Raw genomic sequence first — 23,101 nt, 5'->3', positions numbered from 1 at the left:
CCGTCCCGCTCGGGCTAAAGCCGATCAGCAATCGTAGCGGACGCGGTTGCCCCAGCGATCGCGGCCGACGCAAGTCCGGGTCGGCGAGGTGGCCGAACCGATGATCGCGCCGCCCGCGCCGCCGATGGCCGCGCCGGCCAGCGCGCCGCCGGCGCGGCCCGTCGCAAGCCCACCGATGACGGCGCCGGTGCCCGCACCGATCAGAGCTCCACCCGCCGTACGCTCTTCATGAGCGGTGCAGGCGCCGAGCGATGCGGCAACCGCGGCGATGATCAAGAGCTTTTTCATAGGACCGTTTCCTTGGCGCTGTGAGGTGATAGCGAGGGTCGCCCACCGTCGGATAACGTGAGTTATGCGGCGCGGCCATGGCCGACCGTCCCACAAAAACACGCTCGGTCCCAAAAGGTTCCAGGTCGCCGTGCGGCTCCATGTTTCAGTTGGTAAATGCGAAGAGAAATTGCGTCGACCGGGGAACCTTTCCGGTCGGCCCAGGTTGCTCCGACAAATCCGCAGCGAACGGCTGCTCCTGTTGGAGGAATCCTTCATGACCCTGCAAGACAAGTTCGCGGATTCGGACCCGAGGGCCTCGTCCAATCCGTTGATCGCCGGGGCCCGCGTTGCCGGGACCGATGTCTACAACACGTCCGGCGAGCATCTCGGTGAGATCTACGACGTGATGCTCGACAAGCAGTCCGGAAAGGTCGCCTACGCCATCATGTCATTCGGCGGCTTCCTCGGACTGGGCGAGAAATACCATCCGATACCCTGGAGTGTGCTCGATTTCGATCCGGATCGTGGCGGCTACGTCGTTCCGCTCACCAAGGAGAAACTCGAGGCCGCGCCCATGTACGACAGCCAGGGCGAGCCCGACTGGGACGACAGGGCCTACGGCAAACGGGTCCATGATTATTACGGCACGATGCCGTACTGGATGATGTAGCTCGCCCAGTTGCTGGTCGCGGCGGTTGCTATCCCCCCAGCCGAACCGTCGTGGCGGCGGGATGCGGGCCGAAAGGCCCGCATCTTCCGTTTTATGAGCATGCAGGGATGGCGCCATGAGCGCCTCACGAGGATCAAAAGGCGTCATGCGCATCCGTTGCGGATACAATATCGAGATCGCCTGCCAGGAGGAGCTGCCGCTCATCACGCTTCTGGATGTCAGCCCCTCTCGCCGGGGCGATCTCCTGACGCCGGATGAGATGACGGTGACGTCGCTGCGCGATCCGGCCCTGAAGATTCCCACGCGGCGCCATCCCGATGCCTTCGGCAATATCTGCCGCCGCATCACCGCGCCGCCCGGAGGCATTGCGCTGCGGGCGGAAAGCATCGTCCACGATGCAGGGGAGTTCGACCCGGTCGATCCGGCCGCGGGCGAGGTTCCGCCCTCGCGCCTGCCGGACGAGACGCTGGTCTATCTGCTGGGCAGCCGCTACTGCGAGACGGATTTGTTGGCCGGCCGAGCCTGGGGCCTTTTCGGCCAGATTCCGCCGGGCTGGCAGCGCGTCCAGGCGATCGTCGACTTCGTCCACAACCACCTCTCCTTCGGCTACCACTTCGCGCGCAGCACGCGCACCGCGGCGGAGGCGTTCGAAGAGCGCGTCGGCGTCTGCCGGGACTTCGCCCATCTGGCGATAACCTTGTGCCGCTGCATGAACGTGCCTGCCCGCTACTGCAACGGCTATCTCGGCGATATCGGCGTGCCGCCGAATCCGGCGCCGATGGACTTCAACGCCTGGTTCGAGGCCTTCATTGGCGGGCGCTGGTACACGTTCGATGCCCGCCATAACCAGCGGCGCATCGGCCGCATCGCGATCGCGCGCGGGCGTGACGCGACCGATGTCGCGATGCTGAGCTCCTTCGGCCCTCACACCCTGCAACGCTTCGAGGTGATCACCGAAGAGGTCGAGGAAACGAAATCCTGGACGCCGGCGCAGATGGCTCGCGCACATTCGCAGATTTCGGCCACGGCAGCGCTATAGTACGACGGGTCGGTCCGGCTTCCCGCCGACCGCGCACCTTGTCTTAGTGCGGATCGGTGTCCATCTTGCGGTGCAGCATGCATCATGTCGTCGTCGTCAATGCCCGCGCCGGAACCGTGCTGGAGGCTGGCCCCGAGGCTTTCGCCGAGCGCATCGTCGCTGCCTTCGTGGCGAGCGGCTCGACCGCCGAGGTCCGGCTGGTGCATCCCCGCGAGGTGGACGACGCCTTGTCGCTAGCGATCGAGGAAACCGATAGCATGCCGGTCATCGCCGGCGGCGACGGCACGATCAACGGCGTGCTGCCGGTGCTGCTGCAGGCTTCGCGACCCGTCGCCATCCTGCCCCTCGGGACGGTCAATGTGCTGGGGCGCGATCTCGGCCTCGCCGGTGAGCTCGAGCTCCAGATCGCCGCTCTCTGCCAGGGCCAGCCGGTCGTCATGGATATCGGCAGCGTCAATGACCGGCTGTTTCATTCCCTGTCCGGCATGGGGTTCTTCAGCCTGATGGCGCGGCACCGCGAATATGCGCGCCGACGCTTTCCGTTCAGCCGGACGGTGGCCTTCATCGTCGCCGCCACGCGCTCGATCCTGTTCACCCGCGCCATCACCGTCGACATCCAGACGGATGGCGGCCGCCGCGTGGTCGAGGCCGATGCGGTGCTCGTGACGGTCAACAGCTTCGAGGGGGCGGAGTGGCGCCGAAGCCGGCTGGATGGCGGCGTCTTCGAGGTCCATATCCTGAATGCGGGCGGTCTCTATTCGCGCTCCAAGGCGGCGCTCTCGGTCGTTTCCGGCAAGTGGCGCACCTCTCCTAACCTCACCTCCTTCACGGCCTCGGAGGTGACCTTGACGCGCCGCGACAAGCGGGGCGGCCATATCACCTTCGACGGCGAGGTCGAGCGCAAGGCCGGGCCCCTCGTCTACAAGCTGCTGCCGGCGGCGGTCCGGCTGCTCGCGTCGCGCGAGCGGTCTCTTTGACAGGGGAGGGGTAAGAGCTGTGTCGGATGCGGTTCGATCCGTCGGGAGTCCGGTCAGCTTGCTTCATCCTCGCATACTCGTGCCCGTCGCCGCCGCCTTCGCCTTCCTGGGGTTGGCGCTGTTCATCGCGTCGGGTCGCAGTTTCGCCTTCGACCAAAGCCTCGTGCTTCTGTTCCGGGAAAGCGACGATCTCGCGACGCCGATCGGACCGGCTTGGTTTCGCGAGGCGATGCGGGACGTCACCGCGCTCGGCAGCTTCGTCGGGCTGGGCATGATGACGATCACGGCGAGTCTGACGCTCTGGCTCTGCCGCTACCGCCATCTCGCGGTCGGGCTGGCGGTCACGGTCGTCTCCGCGACCATCGTCAGCACCGGACTCAAGATCGCGATCGGCCGGGAGCGGCCGGATATCGTCGAGCACGCGGCCCTCACCTTCACGGCGAGCTTTCCGAGCGGGCACGCTTTCCTCTCCGCGGTGACGATGCTGAGCATCGCCGGCTTCGTCGGCCTCGCCTCGCGCCGGGACGACATCGCCCGGCTCTGCATCGTCCTCGCCTGGTTGATGATCGTGCTGATCGGGGTCAGCCGCATCTATCTCGGCGTGCATTGGCCGACTGACGTGATCGGCGGCTGGTGCCTCGGGATCGCCTGGTCGAGCCTCGCGACAGCCGTGCTGGGCCGCAGGATGGCCGAAGCCGATCCGCCGGACGCTGGCAGCGTCGCTGCGCGCTGAGGTTGTTCAACGAACTCGCGCCATCTTTCCGGGGCAGGCCGCAGGCCTGAGCCCGGAATGACGGCGCGGTTCCGGTGCGTTTCGTGCCGTTCAGCGCATGTCGATCGTGGCGTTGACGCCGAGGTCCGGCTGCCGCCCGAGGATTTTCGCCGTCGCCAGCTTGTACGCGACGAGCACTCCGCTGGAGGGGCCGTTCCAGATCTCGGCCGAGACCGGCGTCAGAGACAGAAGCAGTGCGTCGGGGTCGTCCGGGCCGCCGGGGAACCAGGCGCCGGTCATCGGCGTCCAGATCTGCGCGATGAGGTCGCGATCGTCGATCTCGGCCGCCTCGCAGGAGATCGCCGCATAGAAATTATGCCCCTCCTCGTTGATCGCGATCGAGACGCTGGGCGAGCGCAACGCCTCGCCGAGCGCGCCCGTGTGGCGATGCGCGACGAAGAGGATGCGGTGGTTGTCGCGGTCGATATGGCCCGACATCGGCCGCGTCTTGATCGCGCCGTCGGCCGCCGTCGTCACCATGCAGACCGGGTGCCGGTCGAGCGCGGCCCATATCGTCTGCTGAAGATCGGTTTCTGCCATGGCAAGCCCTTTCCTTCGGAATGTCGCTTCGGGCTCCATCAGGCAAACGCCGGTGGACATGCGGCGTTCCAGTTTATTCTACCGATCGGCGGGGCCGCCCTGCAATCGGCAGGGCGTATCGCCTCCCATGCCGGTTTGGCATATCGGCTCGTCGTGGACGAGCTTGCTGCGCCGCGGGAACATCCGGCCGCAATGCGGGTTTTGGTCGGGCGCCTCTTAAGGTGGCCATCCATTGGAAAGTCTCATGCTCGCATCCCGCCAACTGCTCGTCGCGCTCGTCGTGGTCCTCGTCGCCGGTCTCGCCGCTACCGGATACGCCCTCTATCAGGAGAAGAAGCAGCCCGAGGGCGTCGAAATCTCCGTCGGCAAGAACGGCCTGTCGATCAAGGAGAAGTAGGCGGCGTCCGCCGTCCGGGGCCAGCCTGCGCCCTTCGGCGGCGTGAAGTTCCGGCCGGACGGTGGGCGCAGACGGCGCCAATATGCACAACGGGACTTGTGCGATCCCGCAACGGCATTGGCCATCCAGCGGCAAAGACGCTAAACCCCCCACGAGTTTTGGATCGCCGTGGGAGCCGCATATGACCGAGATGTTCAAGAACCTGATCGCTGGTGAGTGGGCCAGTGCCGGCAACGCCTCGCGCAACATCAACCCCTCGAATACCAACGACGTCGTCGGTGAGTACGCGCAAGGGTCCGTCGAGCAGCTCAACGATGCGGTCGCCGCCGCCAAGGCCGCCTTTCCGGCGTGGAGCCGCTCCGGTCCGCAGGAGCGCTACGAGATCCTGAAGAAGGCCTCGGACGAGATCCTCGCCCGCAAGGAGGAACTCGGCAAGCTGCTCTCGCGTGAAGAGGGCAAGACGCTCGCCGAGGGTATCGGCGAGGCCGGCCGCGCCGGCCAGATCTTCGCCTTCTTCGCCGGCGAGTGCCTGCGCCTCGCGGGCGAGACGCTGCCTTCGGTGCGCCCCGGCGTCGGCGTCGAGGTCACCCGCGAGCCGGTCGGCATCATCGGCATGATCACGCCGTGGAACTTCCCGATCGCGATCCCGGCCTGGAAGATCGCCCCGGCACTCGCCTACGGCAACTGCGTCGTCATCAAGCCGGCCGATCTGGTGCCGGGCTCGGCCTGGGCGCTGGTCGACATCATCCAGCGTGCCGGCCTGCCGAAGGGTGTGCTCAACCTCGTCATGGGCCGGGGCTCGGTCGTCGGCCAGGCGCTGCTGAACCATAAGGACGTCCACGCCATCTCCTTCACCGGCTCGGTCTCGACCGGTCGCAAGGTGGCGGAGGCTTGCATCGCCTCCTCGCCGATGAAGAAGGTGCAGCTCGAGATGGGCGGCAAGAACCCGCTCGTCGTGCTCGACGACGCCGATCTCAAGGTCGCGGTCGAGGCCGCCGTCCAGGGCGCCTTCTTCTCCACCGGCCAGCGCTGCACGGCGTCCTCGCGCCTGATCGTCCAGGCCGGCATCCATGACCGCTTCGTCGAGGCCTGCATCGAGCGGCTTAAGGGCGTCGTCGTCGACGATGCGCTGAAGGCCGGCACCCATATCGGCCCGGTCGTCGACCAGAGCCAGCTCGACCAGGACCTGAAATACATCCAGATCGCCAAGGACGAGGGCGGCAAGCTTGCCTTCGGCGGCGAACTCCTGAAGCGCGACACCCCCGGCTTCTATCTCCAGCCGGCGCTCTTCACCGAGACGACGAACGCCATGCGCATTTCGCGCGAGGAGGTCTTCGGACCGGTCGCCAACATCATCCGCGTCAAGGACTATGAGGAGGCGCTCAGCCTCGCCAACGACACCGAGTTCGGCCTGTCGTCCGGCATCTGCACGACGTCCCTGAAGCATGCGACGCATTTCAAGCGCAATGCCGAAGCCGGCATGGTGATGGTCAACCTCGCCACGGCGGGCGTCGACTATCATGTGCCCTTCGGCGGCCGGAAGGGCTCGAGCTACGGCCCGCGCGAGCAGGGCGCCTACGCGAAGGAGTTCTATACCACGGTCAAGACGGCCTACACGCTCGCCTGAGCGGGGCGCGCACGAAGATCGGAAAGGGCCGCGCCGGAAGGCGCGGCCCTTTCTTTTTCCGCAGGAGGGCGGCCGCCTGCCGGCCGGGCCTACAGCGATTGTTCGTGGCGGAAGAGGCCGAACGGGTCGACCGTCGCCTTGACCCTTTCCAGCCGGGAGAGATTGGCGCCGTAATAGGCCTCGCGCCAGTTGACCAATGAAGGGTCGGGAAAGTTCTGGTAGGCAGCCCTGCCGCAGAGCTCCCGCATCTCGGCGTAGAAGGCATCCTGCCAACGGCGAGCGGGTGCAATCGCTTCCGGCGTGACTTGATCGCGGGCGCTCCACTCCAGGCCGATCGAGAACAGCCAGGCGCTGTCGCGGTGGACGAAGGCGGTCGCGTCCGGCGCCATGCGGTTGACCGCCCCTCCGGTCTGGAAGAAGCGCAGATCGGCGCCGACCTCCGTGCCCGGCCAGTCGCGCAGCTGGCGGAAGCCGCATTCGAGGATGCGATCGTCGAGCCGTTCGCGGACGAAGCCGGAGCGTTCCTGATAGAAGCCCGGTTCCCCGGGCTCGGCCAGGAAATCCTGCCCCCGCCAATAGGAGCGTTCCTCGATGACGGAGCGTTCCGGCTGCGCGATCGCCAGCACCGGCGCCAGAATGTCCAGCAGCTCCGCTTTCGGCCCGGCATGCTGGCCGAGCAGGTCGAAATGCACCTCCTGCCCCTTGCCGCGCTGCGCCGGGCTGGCCGCGCCCAACGAGAACCGGCTGGCAAAATGGTCCGGTGCCCGCTCTGCCGCAGCAATGAAGGCGCGCGCGACGGCCTCGCTCTTCATGTTCCAGCGGAGCGAGAACACGGTGATCGAGCGATCCACGGGATGGGTCGCGAGCGTGAAGCTGGTCGCGACGCCGAAATTGCCGCCAGCCCCGCCGCGCAGCGCCCAGAACAGGTCGGGCTCGCTGCTGTCGGAGACGTTCCGCACGCGGCCGTCTGCGGTCACGATCTCGGCCGCGCGCATCAGGTCCGAGCCCATGCCGAAGCGGCGCATGTTGAAGCCGATGCCGCCGCCGAGCAGGAAGCCGGCGATGCCCACGCTCGGGCAGCGGCCATGCGTGATCACGGCGCTGGCCCCCTCCAGCCCGCGGGCGACGTCCACATTGAGCGCGCCGGCTTCGACGGTCACCTGTCCGGTGGCCGCATCGTGATGAACCCGCTTCATCGGCGAGAGATCGATCAGGATGCCGGCCGAGCTCGAATGCCCCGCATAGGAGTGGCCGCCTCCGCGGATCGCGAAGGGCATGTCCATGGCCTGGCACCAGTCGATGACGGAGGCGACGATCTCAGGCGAGGTGCAGCGGGCGATGGCCTGGGGCTGGACGCGGCGATAACGCAGGTTCTGCGGCACCGCGCGCTCGAGGAAGCCGGCTTCGCCCGGCCGCAGCACCTGCCCGCCTGCGCGCTCGCCGAGATCGCGCCAGGCCGCCTCGCTCGGCGCGCACCAGCCGCATTCCGGCGATAGCGGCGCGCGCGCCAGTGCCAGCCCCGGTGCGCCGAGGCCGAGAGCCGTCGCACCCAACAGGAAGCCGCGCCGGCTCGGAATGCCTGTGCGGCCGGAACGGGGGAGGGGCTCAGCCATGGTCTTGCTCTCGCAGCAGATGTCTCACTGCTGCCTAGCCGAGGCATGGTTTCCGATTGCTGAAAGGCGCCTGTTCGGCGATCGGGATGCTATTCGCTCCAGTTGATCGCCGCCCGTCCGCTGGTGAGATCCATCACCAGCAGCGTCACCGCGTCGATCTCATGCTTCGGAACCGACACCGACAGCACCGCGCCGGCTTCGGTGAAAGCCTGTTCGCTGACCGTTGCTCCCGGCCGGCCAGAAAGCCGTGCCTGGAGGCGGGCCAGATCGCCGAACGAACATGCGATCGTCGCCGCTGCCGTCTCGACCAGCTCCACCTTTTCGCTCCCGCGCAGACAGAGCGCCGCCGTGCCGCCATAGGCGCGGATCAACCCACCGCTGCCGAGCAGCACGCCGCCGAACCAGCGCGTGACAACCACGGCGACGCGATCGAGCACCTGCCCGTCGATCGCCGCGAGGATCGGCTTTCCCGCGGTACCGCTCGGTTCACCGTCATCGTTGAAGCGATAGCTCGGTCCGCAGCGCCACGCCCAGCAATTGTGATTGGCCGCAGGATCGGCGTGAGCGGCGATGAAATCCTTGGCCGCCGCTTCGTCCGCGACCGGGCCGGCGACCGCGATGAAGCGGCTCTTCCTGATCTCTTGCCGGAAGGTGGCGAGCCCGGGGAGCGTGAAGCGCGTAGCCATGCGCCCCCTGTAGCATGGCGTGTTCCAGGCGAAAGGCGGCCGCTACGCGTTATCGTCCGAGCCGAGCGGCTTGAGCATGTAGATGCGCCGCAGCCCCTTCTCCTCGATGCGATGGGTTTCCGCGTAGCCGATGCGCGAATACAGCGCGATGTTCTCCGTCATCATTTCGTGGGTGTAGAGCTTGATCGAACGGTAGCCGGTTTCCTGCGCCGCATGTTCTGCGAATTCCAGCAGGGCACGTCCGAGACCGAGTCCCTGGGCGCGCGGCGAGACGGCGATGTTGTCGAGCAGCATCGCGTCGGGCTGCGGGATCAGGACGAGCAGTCCCTGGACGACGCCGTCATGCTCGATGACGCTGACGCGACGCTCGGTGATCAGCGCGCCGTAATCGTCCAGCATCGGCCCCGGCTCGCGCCCGATGCGGGCGATGTAGTGGGTATAGGCTTCCCGGACGATCTGCCTGATGGCGTCGAGATCGGCGGCGGTAGCGGGGCGAATGGTCCGGCTCATGGCGATAGGTTGCCATAGGCGCGACCCGTGAGGAACAATGTCTGTGGGTTGATGCCCTACGATCCGGCCAGCTCAAGACGCCGCGGCTGACTACAAACCCGCCTCAATACGGCAGCCCGACATAGTTCTCCGCCAGCGCGGCCATGGCATGGTCGGACGACACGAGATAATCGAGCTCCGCCTGCTGCATGCGCTGCTCGAACGGGCCTTGATCCGGAAACCGGTGCATCAGCGAGGTCAGCCACCAGGAGAAGCGCTCGGCCTTCCAGACCCGCGCCAGCGCCTTCTGCGAATAGGCGTCGATGCCCGCTTCCGAGTTCTCGATGAAGAGCTCGCGCAATGCCTCGAACAGGTAATGCACGTCGCTCGCCGCGAGGTTGAGCCCCTTCGCCCCGGTCGGCGGCACGATATGGGCGGCGTCGCCCGCCAGGAAGAGGCGTCCGAAGCGCATCGGCTCGGCGACGAAGGAGCGCAGCGGCGCGATCGATTTTTCGATCGACGGCCCGGTCGTGACGGCCTCCGCCGTGGCCGGATCGAGCCGGCGGCGCAGTTCGTCCCAGAAGCGCTGGTCAGACCAGTCGCCGGCGTGTTCGTCGAGCCCGCATTGGACGTAGTAGCGGCTGCGCGCATGCGAGCGCATCGAGCACAACGCGAAGCCGCGCTGGCTGCGGACATAGATCAGTTCGTCCGAGACCGGTGGGACCTCGGCGAGCAGGCCGAGCCAGCCGAAGGGATAGACGCGCTCGAAGATCTGCCGTGCACCGGCGGGGACGCTGGCGCGGGAGACACCATGATAGCCGTCGCAGCCGGCGATGACCTCGCAATCCAGCCGGCGGCAGGAGCCCTCAGCCATATAGGTTACATATGGGCGCTCGCCGTCGAAGCCGTGCAGCACCACGTCGTCCGCCTCGAAGATCGTCCGGCCGCCTTGCGCCTCGCGCTGATCCATCAGGTCGCGTGTCATCTCGGTCTGGCCATAGATCGTGACGTGCTTGCCGCCGGTCAGCCGGTCGAGCGCGATGCGGTGGCGCTGCCCGCCGAACAAAAGATCGACGCCGGAATGCGGCAGGCCCTCGGCATGGAGCCGCGCGCTCGCCCCGAGCTTGTCGAGCAGGCCGACCGTGCCCTGTTCCAGCACGCCGGCCCTGATCCGCGCCAGGACATAGTCGCGGCTCCTGCGCTCCAGGATGACGGTGTCGATCCCCGCCTGATGCAGCAACTGGCCGAGCAGGAGGCCAGAGGGCCCGGCTCCGATGATGGCGACCTGTGTCCGCAAGGCTTCCTCCGGCTACGCTCTCTGCGGCAGCGCGGCTGCCGATGGCGTTTCGGATAACAAGTTGCCACCGCAACCAAACGAAGGGAAGCGTTCTGGAACCCGGAGCGTACCCTGCTTTCAGCCGACCGGAATGACGTCGACCGCGACGGCGATCTTCTGCGAGCCGGGGCCGACCAGCACGCCGTCGAGCGGCGAGACGTCGGCATAGTCCCGGCCGAAGGCGGTGACGATGTGGTCGTCGGCGACGATCAGGTCGTTGGTCGGGTCTAGGCCGATCCAGCCGGTCTCCGGCCCGCACCAGAGCATCACCCAGGCATGGCTGGCATCGGCGCCTTCGAGCCGCTTCTCGCCCGGCGGCGGGATGGTCCGGATATAGCCGCTGACATAGGCCGCTGGCAGGCCCAGGCCCCGCAGGCCGGCGATCATGACATGCGCGAAATCCTGGCAGACGCCGTGGCGTTGGCGGAAGGCCTCTTCCAGCGGCGTCGAAACCTCGGTCGCCTCGGGATCATAGGTGAAGTCGCGGCGGATGCGCGCCATCAGCTCGCTTGCCGCCTCCAGCACCGGGCGCTGCGACGCAAAGCTCTGCCGCGCATAGTCGGTCACCGCGGCGACGGGCGGCACCAGCCGGCTCGGATAGAGGTGATGGGCCGGCGAATCCGGCGCCAGGCTGTCAGAGGCGAGCGCCAGCCCGGCGACGCCCTCCCATGCCCGCGTCAGGCCCGGGAAGGGCGCCGGTGCCCGCCGCACCTCGACGCGCGCCCGCATCTCGACCTTGAGTTCGCGATGCGGTTTCGCGATCGAGACGGTCGTCATGCGGTTGCCGAAGAAGCAGGTCCCGTCGGCGCGCTCCGCCGGACGCGGGCTCACGCTGATCGTGCTGGCGGTGATGCTCTGGCCGCCGTCGCTGCGCGGCTGCAGCTTCAGGATGCAGCGTGCGAAGGGCACGGGCCGGCTGTAGCCGTAGGTCGTGACATGCCGAACGTCGTAGATCACGCGATACCCGTCAGCCGGGAGCCTTCCGGCCCGCTGTTCTGGAGGAAGTAGCGGTCGGCGATCGCGCTCGAAAGCCCCATCAGGAGCTGCTCGAACAGCAGGATCGAGGTGCGGTCGAGCCTGGCCGCCTCCGCCGTGCGGCATTCGGCGGCGAGTTTCAGGATCAGCCGGCGCGGCGCCTCGAGCATGCCATCCTCCGTCAGTGACGGCAGCTCGCGGATCTCGGCGTCGAGCCGCTCGACCTGGAAGGCGACGGAGCGGGGATTGTACGGATCGAGCATGACGAGATCGAGTACCGGCTGCAGGCTGGCGCCGAGGAGATAGCGCGAGCGATAGGTGATCTGCGAATCGGTCAGGTCGAGCAGGGCGTCGAGCGAATCGGTCGGCGCCGAACCCTCGGCGAAATGGCGGGCGAAACGGCAGATCGCGACGCCGCGCTCGAGTCTGCGCCCGATGTCGAGGAAGCGCCAGCCGGAGCCGCGCACCATGTTTTCCTGACTCAGGCCGGCGAAGGCGGCGAGCGATTTCAGCGCCTCGTCGGCGATCTCATAGGCCTCGCCCTCGCTGGGGTCGCGGCCCGGGGCGAGGCTGAGCTGGTCCTGCATGTCGCCAAAGAGCCGCCACGCATCGAGCGAAAGGCGTTCGCGGATGACGGAGGCCGTGCGCCGCGCCTCGCGCACCGTGGCGATGGCTGAGCCGTACTGGTCGAGCCCATGCAGGGCCGCGGAGGCCTGCGCGGCGTGGGTCTGGTCGCGTCCGCCGGGGCAGGCGCCCCAGGCCACCAGCAGGTTGGCGAGGCGGCGCAGCGTCTCGTTGCGCCCCTGCGTCTGGTCGGTGTCGATCAGCCTGCCGAGCAGCGCCCGGACCAGCCGCAGGGTCGCCTCGGTCCGCTCAAGGTAGCGCCCGAGCCAGAACAGATTGTCGGCGGCGCGGCTCGGCAACGTGCCGGTGATGCGGCGGATCGCGATGCGGTCCGGCGCCGGCAGCAGCGTGACATGTTCGACCGGCGCGTCTGAGGTCACCCAGACGTCGCTGGAGCGCACGCCGCTGCGCATCTGGACGGCGCGCGCATCGGGCTCGTCCGAGATCCGGCAGAAGCCGCCGGGCATCACCTTCCAGCCCTCCGGCGTGGCCGCGGCGAAGACTCGCAGCGTCATCGGGCGCGGCTGCAGGCGGCCATTCTCGAAGACCGGCATGGTCGAGAGCCGCACAACCTCCTGCCCGACATAATCCATGCCCCGCGCCTCGACACGGGCACGCAGCGCCTCGCGCTCGGCGGCCGGCAGGTCTGCCGCGATCACCGGTCCGGTATCCCGGCCGCCTCCGGCGCTGCGAAAGGCAGGCGCGATGCTGAGCTCGTCGAGGCGGTCGAGCACGGCGGCGCGCGCCTTCGGCTGTCCGCACCACCACGTCGCGACATGGGGCAGGATCAGGTCCTGACCGAGCAGGTTCCGGGCGAGGGCGGGCAGGAAGCCCATCAGCGCGCGCGCCTCGACGGCGCCCGAGCCCAGCCCGTTCGCGATGTGGACATTGCCCTTGCGCACAGCCTGGACGAGGCCGGGCACGCCCAGCGCGGAGGAGGCGTTCAGCTCGAGCGGATCGGCGAAGTCGCCGTCGATGCGGCGCCAGATCACGTCAGCCCGCTTCAGCCCCGCGATGGTGCGGACATGCACGCGCTCCTCGCGCATCGTCAGGTCGCCGCCCTCGACGAGCAGGAAGCCGAGATAGCGGGCGAGATAGGTCTGCTCGAAATAGCTCTCGTTGAGCGGCCCCGGCGTCAGCAGGCAGATGCGCGGCTCGATGCGCTGCGAGCGCGAGACCAGCCCGGCGCGGAAGCCCTGGAAGAAGGCGGCCAGCCGCTCGACATTCATCGCCCTGAACAGGTCGGGGAAGGCGCGCGACAGGGCGAGGCGGTTCTCCAGCGCATAGCCGGCGCCGGACGGGGCCTGCGTGCGGTCCTGCAAAACCCACCAGCGCCCGTCCGGGCCGCGCCCGAGATCGGCGGCGTAAAGCTGCAGCGAACCGCCGCCGGGGGCATCCTGCAGCGGACGCAGATAATCGGGGCTGCCCGCTACCACCGACGCGGGGACCAGCCCCTTGGCGATGGTCTCGGCCGGCCCGTAGATGTCGTCGAGCAGCGCTCCGAGCAGTTCTGCCCGCTGCGCTACCCCGGCGGCGATCGTCTCCCATTCCGCGCCGGTGATGACCAGAGGCACATGCGAGAGCGGCCAGGCCCGCTCACCGGCCGAGGGATCGCGCTCGTCGAGGTCGCCATGGACGCGATAGGACACGCCGGTATCGTGGACATGCCGGTCCGCGAGGCCGAAGCGCTGGTTCAGCTCGGCCGGCGAGAACGCGCACCATTCTTCCAGGAACGGCTCCCATTGCGGGCGCACCGCGCCATCCGGGCCGATCAGCTCGTCATGCACGCCTGCCAGCGGTCGATAGCCCGCCAGCAGAGCGTTGCGCCGCTCCGTCCTGGTGCGCGCGGATGGTGATCGACCCTGCAATGCCATCGCTTGCGTCTAGAAACCTCAGAGCCCGGGAGGACGCCGCAGGTCCAGGGTGAACGGGAATTCGGCGCTGCGCTCTTCCGGCGGAATCGCAAGCGCGCCGGGAGTATGCCCGATTGCCTCGAAACGTGCGAGCCGCCGCGCCTCCGCCTCGTAGGAATTCACCGGCGGCGTCTCGTAGTTGCGGCCGCCCGGATGGGCGACATGGTAGACGCAGCCGCCGAGCGAGCGCCCGACCCAGGTGTCGACGATGTCGAAGGTCAGCGGCGCATGCACCGGAATCGTCGGGTGGAGGCCGGAGGCCGGCTGCCAGGCCTTGAACCGCACCGCCGCGACATGCTCGCCGGCCGCGCCGGCCGCCGTCATCGGCAGGCGCCGGCCGTTGCAGGTCACGAGATGGCGCCCCGGCACCAGCCCCTTGGCCTTGACCTGCAGCCGCTCCACCGAGGAATCGACATAGCGCACCGTGCCGCCGATCGCGCCTTCCTCGCCCAGCACATGCCAGGGTTCGAGCGCCTGCCGGATCTCGATCTCGACGCCGCCATGCTCGACCTTGCCGAAGAACGGGAAGCGGAACTCCGCCTGCGCCTCGAACCAGGCTGGGTCGAAGGCGTAGCCGGCGCGGCCGAGATCGGCGAGCACCTCGGCGAAATCGCTCCAAACCAGCTCCGGCAGCATGAAGCGGTCATGCAGCGCGGTGCCCCAGCGCACGAGCTTGCCCGTCTGCGGCTCGCGCCAGAGCCAGGCGATCAACGCGCGCAGCAGGAGTTGCTGAGCCAGGCTCATCCGCGCATCCGGCGGCATCTCGAAGCCGCGGAATTCGATCAGCCCGAGCCGGCCGGTCGGCCCGTCCGGAGAGTAGAGCTTGTCGATGCAGATTTCGCTGCGGTGGGTGTTGCCGGAGACGTCGACCAGCAGGTTCCGCAGCAGCCGGTCGACCTGCCAGAGCGGGATCGGCGCATCGCCGGGCCCGGGGATGTTGGAAAGCGCGATCTCCAGTTCGTAGAGCGCGTCCTGCCTTGCCTCGTCGATGCGCGGCGCCTGGCTGGTCGGCCCGATGAACAGGCCGGAGAACAGGTAGGACAGGCAAGGATGCCGATTCCAGTAGAGCACGATGCTTTTGAGGAGGTCCGGCCGGCGCAGGAAGGGCGAGTCCGGCGGGGTGACGCCGCCGAGCACGACATGGTTGCCGCCGCCGGTGCCGGTGTGGCGCCCGTCGATCATGAACTTCTCGGCGCAGAGCCGCGACAGCCGCGCCTCCTCATAAACGCCGCGCGTGATCTCGACGGCCTCGCGCCAGTCGCGGGCCGGATGGATGTTGACCTCGATCACGCCGGGGTCGGGCGTCACCTTGACCACGTTGAGGCGCGGATCATGCGGTGGCGCATAACCCTCGATATGGACCGGCTGGCCGCGCTCGCGCGCCACCTCCTCGACGCTGGCGACGAGGTCGAGATAATCCTCGAGCCGCTCGACCGGCGGCAGGAAGACGCACAGCACCTTGTCGCGGATCTCGAGGCTCAGCGCAGTGCGGACATGCTCGCCGCCGATCTCCTGCTCGACGCGTTCTTGGGATCCGGAGCCGGCCGGCGCCTCACCTTGCAGCGACATCTGGGCGTGAGCGCCAGCTCTACCCCCGGAGCCCTCATCCTGAGGAACGCCCGCAGGGCGCGTCTCGAAGAATGTTCCAGTGGACTCGGAGCCTTCTGGAGCATCCTTCGAGACGCCGCTTCGCGGCTCCTCGGGATGAGGGGTCGCGTGGGACGACCGGCCGGCAGAGGAGGGCGGCAGCGGTCCGCGCGGCTCCATCGGATCCTGCGGATGGATATGCGGATACTCCGCCTTGGGCACATCCGGCAGCGAGCCCAGCGGCAGGCGGTAGCCCACCGGCGAGTCGCCGGGCACCAGGAAGAGCTGGCCCCGCCGCAGTGTCCATTTCTCCGAGCGCCAGCGCCGGTCTCCGGCCTGGGCCTGCCAGCGCTGCACCGGGATGACATAGCCGCGCGGCTTGCCGAGGCCGTGGCCGAAGACCTGCTGCATCCGGGCCCGCTCCTCGGGATCGGCCAGGCGCGGGTCGAGCGGATCGACATTGTCGGGAAGCTGAGCCTCCTTCAGCAGCCAGTAGCCGGTGTCCTCATAGGCCGGCACGACATGGTCGGCGCCGAGCCCGAGCTTCTCCGAGAGCCCGGCCGCCAGCGCTTCGGCGTCGGCGATGGTGGCGCCGGCCTCGAGCTCGCGGTCGCGGCCGGTGGAGGCGCCGGGCTCGCGCGCGATCAGGCCGGCATCGCGCCAGATCGGCTCGCCGTCCTGCCGCCAGTAGAGCGCGAAGGCCCAGCGCGGTAGGCTCTCGCCCGGATACCACTTGCCCTGCCCGTAATGCAGCATGCCGCCCGGCGCGAAGCGCTGGCGCAGGCGCCGGATCAGGTCGTCGGCTCGCGCCCGCTTGGTCGGTCCGACGGCGGCGGTGTGCCATTCCTCACCCATCTGGTCGTCGACCGAGACGAAGGTGGGCTCGCCGCCCATGGTCAGGCGGACATCCTGCGCCTTGAGGTCGGCCTCGACCTGCTCGCCCAGCGCGTCGAGCTTCTGCCAGGAGGCGTCGGAGAAGGGCAGGGTGATGCGCGGCACCTCGTGGACACGGGCAACGCTCATGTCGAAGTCGAAGCGCGTCTCGGCATAGCTCGCGACGCCCGAGACGGGCGCTGCCGAACGGTAATGCGGCGTCGCCGCCAGCGGCAGGTGGCCCTCGCCGGTCAGCAGCCCCGAGGTTGGGTCGAGGCCGATCCAGCCGGCGCCGGGGATATAGACCTCTGCCCAGGCATGCAGGTCGGTGAAGTCCTTGGTCGTACCGCGCGGTCCTTCCAGCGGGTCGATATCCGCCTTCATCTGGATCAGGTAGCCGGAGACGAAGCGGGCAGCGAGGCCGAGATGGCGCAGGATCTGGACGAGCAGCCAGCTCGTGTCGCGGCAGGAGCCGGACTTGATCGAGAGCGTCAGCTCCGGCTCCTGGACGCCGGGCTCCATGCGGATGCCATAGGCGATCATGCCGGCGAGCCGCGCATTCAGGTCGACGATGAAGTTGACGGTGCCGGTCGGCTCGCGCGGGATCGTGGCGAGGAGGGCCTGGAGCCCGGGCCCGGCTGGCTCGGTGACGAGATAGGGCGCCAGCTCCGCCCGAAGCTCTTCCGGATAGGCGAAGGGGAAGCTCTCGGCCTCGCTTTCGACGAAGAAGTCGAACGGGTTGATGATCGACAGCTCGGTGACGAGGTCGACCTCGATGCGGAATTCCGTGACCGGCTCCGGGAAGACGAAGCGCGCCAGCCAGTTGCCGCTCGGGTCCTGCTGCCAGTTCACGAAATGCTGGGCCGGCGTCACCTTCAGCGAATAGCTCCTGATCGCGGCGCGGCAGTGCGGTGCCGGCCTGAGCCGGATGATCTGCGGCCCGAGCGTGACCTGCCGGTCATAGGCGTAATGGGTGAGGTGATGGAGCGCGGCGATGATGGCCAAGGGCTGACACCTGCTTGTGCTTGCGAGCGCCGGGCGGAGCGGCCGGCCGCGTCAGGTTAGCTGTGCCTGAAAACCCCGCAAGCGGGCTCTCGCCCCGGTCTGCGCCGCAGAAACCGGCTTGTGCCCAATAATCGGGCAGGGCTTGGCCGAAAGTCGGGAGTGTGGACCTCTGGACTCTTGCACGGCACTGCTGGACAGAGGCGCCCGAACGGGACCACATTCCAGCCAATCGGCCGGAAGCGCGGCCGCAAACCCGAACAGATGGGAATTTCCATGCGTCACATTGCCAAACTGATGGTGGCGTCGGCCTTCACCGCGCTGCTGGCGACGACCGCCCAGACCACTGTGTCCCTGGCGCAGACGCCGAAGGACACGGTCGTCATGGCCAAGCAGATCGACGACATCATCTCGCTCGACCCCGCCGAGGCCTTCGAGTTCTCCGGCGTCGAGGTCGGCGCGAACGTCTATGACAAGCTGGTCGGTGTGAACCTCGCCGATGGCAACAAGATCGTCGGCGAGCTCGCGGAGAGCTGGACCGTCAGCCCCGACCAGCTGACCTACACCTTCAAGCTGCGGCCGGGCGTCAAGTTCCACTCCGGCAACGCCCTGACCGCCGAGGATGTCGTCTACTCGATCCAGCGCGCGGTGACGCTGAACAAGTCGCCGGGCTTCATCCTGGCGCAGTTCGGCCTGAACAAGGATACGGTGCTGGACAAGGTCAAGGCGACGGATGCCGGCACGGTCGTGATCACCGTCTCGCAGCCTTTCGCGCCGACCTTCTTCCTCAACTGCCTGACCTCCGGCGTCGCCTCCGTGGTCGACTCCAAGCTGGTCAAGGCCAACGAGAAGGACGGCGACTGGGGCAATGGCTGGATGAAGCTGAATTCGGCCGGCTCGGGCGCCTACAAGGTCCGCGCCTACCGCCCGAACGAGCAATATGCGCTCGACGCCAATGAGAGCTGGTACAAGGGCGCGCCGAAGAACAAGCGCGTCATCGTCCGCCACGTCGCCGAGCCCGCCTCGCAGCGCCTGCTCCTCGAGAAGGGCGACGTCGACATGGCCCGCAACCTCTCCAAGGACCAGCTCGCCGGCGTCAAGGACAACAAGGACGTCGAGATCGTCCAGGGCACCAAGGGCTACATCCTCTATCTCGGCCTGAACCAGAAGAACCCGAACCTCGCCAAGCCCGAGGTGCGCGAGGCGCTGAAATATCTCGTCGACTACAGCGCGATCGAGAAGAACATCGTCGAGGGCACCTACAAGCACCACGAGTCGTTCCTGCCGAACGGCTTCCTCGGCGCGATCGACGACAAGCCTTACAAGTTCGACGTCGCCAAGGCCAAGGAGTTGCTCGCCAAGGCCGGGCTGCCGAACGGCTTCACGGTCACCATGGACACCCGCTCGGTCAACCCGATCACCGACATCGCCCAGGCGATCCAGTCGAACTGGGCGCAGGCCGGCGTCAAGCTGGAGCTGATCCCGGGTGACGGCAAACAGACCCTGACCAAGTACCGCGCCCGCACCCACGATATCTATATCGGCCAGTGGGGCCCGGACTATCTCGACCCGCACACCAATGCAGAGACCTTCGCGATCAATGCTGACAATGGCGAGGATGCGAAGTCGAAGACGCTGGCCTGGCGCAATGCCTGGGACATCCCGGAGATGACCAAGAAGACCCAGGCCAATGTGCTTGAGTCCGATGCGGAGAAGCGCGCGGAGATCTATGGCGATCTCCAGCGCGAGCACCAGAAGGTCTCGCCCTTCGTCATCATGTTCCAGCAGATCGAGGTCACGGCCGAGCGCAAGAACGTCAAGGGCTGGGTCATCGGCCCGAGCTCCGACACGAACTTCTACGCGCCGATCACCAAGGGCTGAGGCGCGCAAGCGCGATGAGACCCCGCCGTGGCCATCCGGTCGCGGCGGGTTTTTGCTTTTTCCAGAGGAAATCTGCCGCTGCCGCTGCGTCCCGGGCCTTGCGTTCCGCTACGGGCTCATATTTCGCAAGGCAGGACAGTTTCGTACGAAGTGACGGGTTGAATGGCGGCAGCGGGCAAGAGTTGGGCCGGGCACGGCATCCATTGGGGGCGGATCGCGACGCGCGAGCTCTCGACGGTCGCGATCACCATCTTCGGGCTTCTGCTCGTCACCTTCCTGATCGCGCGCGTCATGCCGATCGACCCGGTGCTGGCTGTCGTCGGCGATCGCGCGCCGGCCGATGTCTATGAGAGGGCGCGGCTCGACCTCGGCCTCGACAAGCCGCTCTGGCACCAGTTCGCGATCTATATCGGCAAGGTCTTCTCGGGCGATCTCGGCACCTCGGTGCTGACGGCGCAGAAGGTCACCGACGACATCAAGACGGTCTTCCCCGCGACGCTGGAGCTCGCCACGCTCGGTACGCTGATCGGCGTGCTGATCGGCGTGCCCTTCGGCATCATCGCAGCGGTCTACCAGGGCCGCTGGCCCGACCAGATCGCGCGCGTCGTCGGCCTGCTCGGCTATTCCGTCCCGGTGTTCTGGGTCGGGCTGATGGGGCTGCTGCTGTTCTATGCCAAGCTCGGCTGGGTCGCGGGGCCGGGCCGCATCTCGGTGGTCTGGCAGGATTACGTCACGCCCGTCACCGGCATCATCATGCTCGACGCGGCGATGCAGGGCGAATGGGACGCCTTCTGGGACGCCTTCTCGCACCTCGTGCTGCCGGCCTCGGTGCTGGGCCTGCTCTCCATCGCCTATATGAGCCGCATGACCCGCAGCTTCATGATCAACGAGCTGCAGCAGCAATATGTCATCGCCGCGCGCGTGAAGGGGCTGTCGGAGTTCCGGGTGGTCTGGCGCCACGCTTTGCGCAACGCCATCGTCCCGCTGGTGACGGTGATCGCGCTCTCCTACATGCACCTGCTCGAAGGCTCGGTGCTGACCGAGACGATCTTCGCCTGGCCCGGACTCGGCCGCTACCTCACCAACGCCCTGCTGAACGCCGACATGAACGCCGTGCTCGGCGGCACGCTCGTCGTCGGCGCGGTCTTCATCGCCGTCAACCTGTTCTCCGACATGATCGGCCGCCTCGCCGATCCGCGCACCCGCTGAGGAGGGCAGGATGAGCGACACCACCACCGCCCGGACCGGCTGGCACGACTGGCTGATCACCAACGAGCCGGCCTCGCGCCGGCAGGCGCGCCTCGGCCAGACCTACCGGCAATGGCTGGCCTTCCGCCGCAACCCGGCCGCGATGATCGGGCTTGCGATCGTGCTGTTGCTTCTGCTGGTTGCGGCCTTCGCGCCGCTGATCGCCCCGCATGACCCGATCGCCCAGGCGCTCGACCAGCGCCTGTTGCCGCCCTCGGCGACCTACTGGTTCGGCACGGATTCGCTCGGCCGGGACATCTTCAGTCGCGTCGTCTATGGCACGCGGGTGACGCTCGTCATCGTGTTGCTGGTGGTCGTCACCGTCGGCCCAATCGGCCTGCTGATCGGCTGCGCCGCCGGCTATCTCGGCGGCTGGGTCGATGTCGTGCTGATGCGCATCACCGACGTCTTCCTGGCCTTTCCCCGCCTCGTGCTGGCGCTCGCCTTCGTCGCGGCGCTCGGCCCCGGGCTGGAGAATGCGGTCATCGCCATCGCCTTCACCGCCTGGCCGCCTTACGCCCGCGTCGCCCGGGCCGAGACGCTGGTGATCCGCAATGCCGACTACATCGCCGCGGTCCGCCTGCAGGGCGCCTCGCAATGGCGCATCGTCTGGAAGCACGTCGTGCCGATGTGCATGCCCTCGCTGATCGTGCGCTCGACGCTCGACATGGCGGGCATCATCCTCACCGCCGCCGGCCTCGGCTTCCTCGGCCTCGGCGCCCAGCCGCCGATCCCCGAATGGGGCGCGATGATCTCGGCCGGACGCGAGCAGATCTTCGACCAGTGGTGGGTCGCGACCTTCCCCGGCATCGCGATCTGCGTCGTCGCGCTCGGCTTCAACCTGCTCGGCGACGGCCTGCGCGACGTGATGGACGCAAGGTGAGCGCGATGAGCGACCAACCCCTTCTCGAAGTCGACAACCTCCGCGTCAACTTCCACACGCCGACCGGCATCGTGCGTGCCGTGCGCGGGCTCTCCTTCGCGCTCGGGCGCGAGCGGCTCGGCATCGTCGGCGAATCGGGTTCCGGCAAGTCGATGACCGGCCGCGCCATCCTCGACCTGATCCCGCATCCCGGCGAGGTGCTGGCGGATGGGATGCGCTATCGCGGCCAGGACCTCCTGACCATGGACAAGCGCGCCCGGCGCAAGCTGCGCGGCCGCCACATCTCGATGGTGATGCAGGACCCGAAATTCTCGCTGAACCCGGTGCAGACCGTCGGCCAGCAGATCGCCGAAGCCTATCGCGTCCATCACAAGGCGAGCAGCCGCGAGGCGAAGGAGCGCAGCCTCGCCATGCTCGAGGCCGTGCAGATCCGCGAGCCGGCCCGCGTCTACGAACTCTATCCGCACGAGGTCTCGGGCGGCATGGGCCAGCGCGTCATGATCGCGATGATGCTGATCGCCGAGCCCGACGTGCTGATCGCCGACGAGCCGACCTCGGCGCTCGACGTCACCGTCCAGCTGCAGATCCTCAAGATCATGGACGACCTCGTCACCAGCCGCGGCATGGGGCTGATCTTCATCAGCCACGATCTGCATCTGGTGCAGTCCTTCTGCGACCGCGTCATCGTCATGTATGGCGGCAAGGCGATGGAGACCCTGCCGGCGGCCGAGCTCGCCGACGAATCCGCCCGCGCCCGCCGCCACCCCTATACGCTCGGCCTGCTCGGCTGCCTGCCGGACCTCGACCATCCCAAGGCCGAGCTCGCCACCCTGAAGCGCGATCCGGCATGGCTGGCATGAGCACGAACCCCGCCATCCTCGTCGACAAGCTCAACGTCTCCTTCGCCGACAACCATGTCGTCAGGGACCTCTCCTTCTCGGTCGCTTCGGGCGAGAGCTACGGCATCGTCGGCGAATCCGGTTCGGGCAAGTCGACGGTCCTGCGCGTGCTCGCCGGGCTGAACCGCGACTGGAGCGGTTCGATCGCGATCGAGGGCCAGGCCCAGCCGAAACACCGCGACAAGGCCTTCCATCGCAACGTCCAGATGGTCTTCCAGGACCCTTACGGTTCTCTGCATCCGAAGAAGACCGTCGACGATACGCTGGCCGAGCCCCTCGCCATCCACGGCCTCGGTGATGCCGAACGGCGGATCGGCCGAGCGATGTCCGAGGTCGGCCTGCCGACCTCGTTCCGCTTCCGCTTTCCGCACCAGCTCTCCGGCGGTCAGCGCCAGCGTGTCGCGATCGCGCGCGCGCTCGTGCTCGAACCCTCGATCCTGCTGCTCGACGAGCCGACCTCGGCGCTCGACGTCTCGATCCAGGCGGAGGTGCTGAACCTGCTCTCGGCCCTGCGCAAGGAGCGCAGGCTGACCTACATCCTCGTCAGCCACGATCTCGCGGTCGTCGCCCATATGTGCGAGCGCCTGCTGGTCATGCAGTTCGGCCGCGGCGTCGAGGAGATGTCGGCAGCAACGCTCGCCGCGCGCGACCCCAAGACGGCCTATGCCCAGCAGCTCCTCACCGCCAGCGAGGGCTTCAAACGCGGCTGAGGGCAGCGGCCCTGCGCGCAAAGCGTTTGGCAAATCGGGCCGCTTGGTCGCATTCTCGTCGCAAGCCCGGCGTTCATGACGGTGCGATCG

The 23,101-nt window shown here is 67.8% G+C and carries 20 protein-coding genes; 11 read left to right on the top strand and 9 right to left on the bottom strand.

The features are described from left to right. Window positions 1–24: 24 nt before the first annotated feature. Window positions 25–288, bottom strand: a complete 264-nt coding sequence (locus ASE63_RS02795; protein WP_056796073.1) for a glycine zipper domain-containing protein — start codon at window positions 286–288, stop codon at window positions 25–27. Between the two features lie 256 nt (window positions 289–544). On the opposite strand from ASE63_RS02795, the gene ASE63_RS02790 reads away from it, so the two are divergent. The 4 genes from ASE63_RS02790 to ASE63_RS02775 all read left to right on the top strand — a co-directional run bounded on the left by ASE63_RS02790 (window position 545) and on the right by ASE63_RS02775 (window position 3,689). After that, window positions 545–940, top strand: a complete 396-nt coding sequence (locus tag ASE63_RS02790) for a PRC-barrel domain-containing protein (RefSeq protein ID WP_056796619.1) — start codon at window positions 545–547, stop codon at window positions 938–940. A gap of 145 nt (window positions 941–1,085) precedes the next feature. Then, window positions 1,086–1,979, top strand: coding sequence for a transglutaminase family protein (locus tag ASE63_RS02785; RefSeq protein WP_056796070.1), 894 nt, complete (start codon window positions 1,086–1,088; stop codon window positions 1,977–1,979). A gap of 77 nt (window positions 1,980–2,056) precedes the next feature. Further along, entirely contained in the window at window positions 2,057–2,956 is a 900-nt protein-coding gene (locus tag ASE63_RS02780) for a diacylglycerol kinase family protein (RefSeq protein ID WP_056796067.1), read from the top strand. A 58-nt stretch (window positions 2,957–3,014) separates the two neighbouring features. Continuing rightward, complete coding sequence (locus ASE63_RS02775; RefSeq protein ID WP_156410150.1) at window positions 3,015–3,689, top strand: phosphatase PAP2 family protein; 675 nt, start codon at window positions 3,015–3,017, stop codon at window positions 3,687–3,689. Between the two features lie 90 nt (window positions 3,690–3,779). Here the strand turns inward: ASE63_RS02775 and ASE63_RS02770 are convergent, their stop codons facing one another. Continuing rightward, entirely contained in the window at window positions 3,780–4,268 is a 489-nt protein-coding gene (locus ASE63_RS02770; protein ID WP_056796062.1) for a pyridoxamine 5'-phosphate oxidase family protein, read from the bottom strand. A gap of 244 nt (window positions 4,269–4,512) precedes the next feature. Between ASE63_RS02770 and ASE63_RS27855 the strand changes: the two genes are divergently transcribed. Both ASE63_RS27855 and ASE63_RS02765 read left to right on the top strand, forming a co-directional pair. Continuing rightward, window positions 4,513–4,665 (top strand): hypothetical protein, encoded by a 153-nt coding sequence (locus tag ASE63_RS27855; protein ID WP_200962512.1) that lies wholly within the window; start codon window positions 4,513–4,515, stop codon window positions 4,663–4,665. Between the two features lie 181 nt (window positions 4,666–4,846). Beyond that, on the top strand, window positions 4,847–6,292 hold the full coding sequence (locus ASE63_RS02765; protein WP_056796058.1) for an aldehyde dehydrogenase family protein: 1,446 nt from the start codon (window positions 4,847–4,849) through the stop codon (window positions 6,290–6,292). Window positions 6,293–6,381: 89 nt separating this feature from the next. Here ASE63_RS02765 and ASE63_RS02760 read toward each other — a convergent pair whose 3' ends face one another. The 7 genes from ASE63_RS02760 to ASE63_RS02730 form a co-directional block, all read right to left on the bottom strand. Then, window positions 6,382–7,905 carry an FAD-binding oxidoreductase gene (locus ASE63_RS02760; protein ID WP_056796055.1) on the bottom strand — a complete coding sequence of 508 codons (1,524 nt, stop codon included), beginning with the start codon at window positions 7,903–7,905 and terminating at the stop codon, window positions 6,382–6,384. Between the two features lie 89 nt (window positions 7,906–7,994). Then, the gene (locus ASE63_RS02755) at window positions 7,995–8,591 is read right to left on the bottom strand and encodes a YigZ family protein (protein ID WP_056796052.1); all 597 of its coding nucleotides are present in this window, start codon (window positions 8,589–8,591) and stop codon (window positions 7,995–7,997) included. Between the two features lie 42 nt (window positions 8,592–8,633). Next, the gene (locus tag ASE63_RS02750) at window positions 8,634–9,101 is read right to left on the bottom strand and encodes a GNAT family N-acetyltransferase (RefSeq protein ID WP_056796049.1); all 468 of its coding nucleotides are present in this window, start codon (window positions 9,099–9,101) and stop codon (window positions 8,634–8,636) included. Between the two features lie 103 nt (window positions 9,102–9,204). Next, complete coding sequence (gene pobA, locus ASE63_RS02745; protein WP_056796046.1) at window positions 9,205–10,377, bottom strand: 4-hydroxybenzoate 3-monooxygenase; 1,173 nt, start codon at window positions 10,375–10,377, stop codon at window positions 9,205–9,207. A 117-nt stretch (window positions 10,378–10,494) separates the two neighbouring features. Further along, window positions 10,495–11,373: a transglutaminase family protein gene (locus ASE63_RS02740; protein WP_056796043.1), complete on the bottom strand. Its 879-nt coding sequence runs from the start codon at window positions 11,371–11,373 to the stop codon at window positions 10,495–10,497. Further along, the gene (locus ASE63_RS02735) at window positions 11,370–13,889 is read right to left on the bottom strand and encodes a circularly permuted type 2 ATP-grasp protein (protein ID WP_056796040.1); all 2,520 of its coding nucleotides are present in this window, start codon (window positions 13,887–13,889) and stop codon (window positions 11,370–11,372) included. Before ASE63_RS02735 ends, ASE63_RS02740 begins: the two co-directional genes overlap by 4 nt. Before the next feature lie 18 nt (window positions 13,890–13,907). After that, complete coding sequence (locus ASE63_RS02730; RefSeq protein WP_056796037.1) at window positions 13,908–17,393, bottom strand: transglutaminase family protein; 3,486 nt, start codon at window positions 17,391–17,393, stop codon at window positions 13,908–13,910. A gap of 273 nt (window positions 17,394–17,666) precedes the next feature. On the opposite strand from ASE63_RS02730, the gene ASE63_RS02725 reads away from it, so the two are divergent. The 5 genes from ASE63_RS02725 to ASE63_RS02705 all read left to right on the top strand — a co-directional run bounded on the left by ASE63_RS02725 (window position 17,667) and on the right by ASE63_RS02705 (window position 23,011). Beyond that, window positions 17,667–19,271 carry an ABC transporter substrate-binding protein gene (locus tag ASE63_RS02725; protein ID WP_056796035.1) on the top strand — a complete coding sequence of 535 codons (1,605 nt, stop codon included), beginning with the start codon at window positions 17,667–17,669 and terminating at the stop codon, window positions 19,269–19,271. Between the two features lie 162 nt (window positions 19,272–19,433). Beyond that, entirely contained in the window at window positions 19,434–20,480 is a 1,047-nt protein-coding gene (locus tag ASE63_RS02720) for an ABC transporter permease (RefSeq protein WP_056796032.1), read from the top strand. 10 nt (window positions 20,481–20,490) lie between these two features. After that, entirely contained in the window at window positions 20,491–21,402 is a 912-nt protein-coding gene (gene nikC / locus ASE63_RS02715) for a nickel transporter permease (protein ID WP_056796029.1), read from the top strand. Window positions 21,403–21,407: 5 nt separating this feature from the next. After that, window positions 21,408–22,262, top strand: a complete 855-nt coding sequence (locus tag ASE63_RS02710; RefSeq protein WP_056796026.1) for an ABC transporter ATP-binding protein — start codon at window positions 21,408–21,410, stop codon at window positions 22,260–22,262. Beyond that, window positions 22,250–23,011 carry an ABC transporter ATP-binding protein gene (locus tag ASE63_RS02705; RefSeq protein ID WP_200962511.1) on the top strand — a complete coding sequence of 254 codons (762 nt, stop codon included), beginning with the start codon at window positions 22,250–22,252 and terminating at the stop codon, window positions 23,009–23,011. The genes ASE63_RS02710 and ASE63_RS02705 overlap by 13 nt, the downstream gene beginning before the upstream one ends. Window positions 23,012–23,101 lie beyond the last annotated feature (90 nt).

The sequence above is a fragment of the Allobosea sp. Root381 genome, assembly GCF_001429395.1.
GTDB lineage: Bacteria > Pseudomonadota > Alphaproteobacteria > Rhizobiales > Beijerinckiaceae > Allobosea.
The sequence above is the reverse complement of the archived record's forward strand: the minus strand, read 5'-3'. Positions and strand labels throughout refer to the sequence as shown.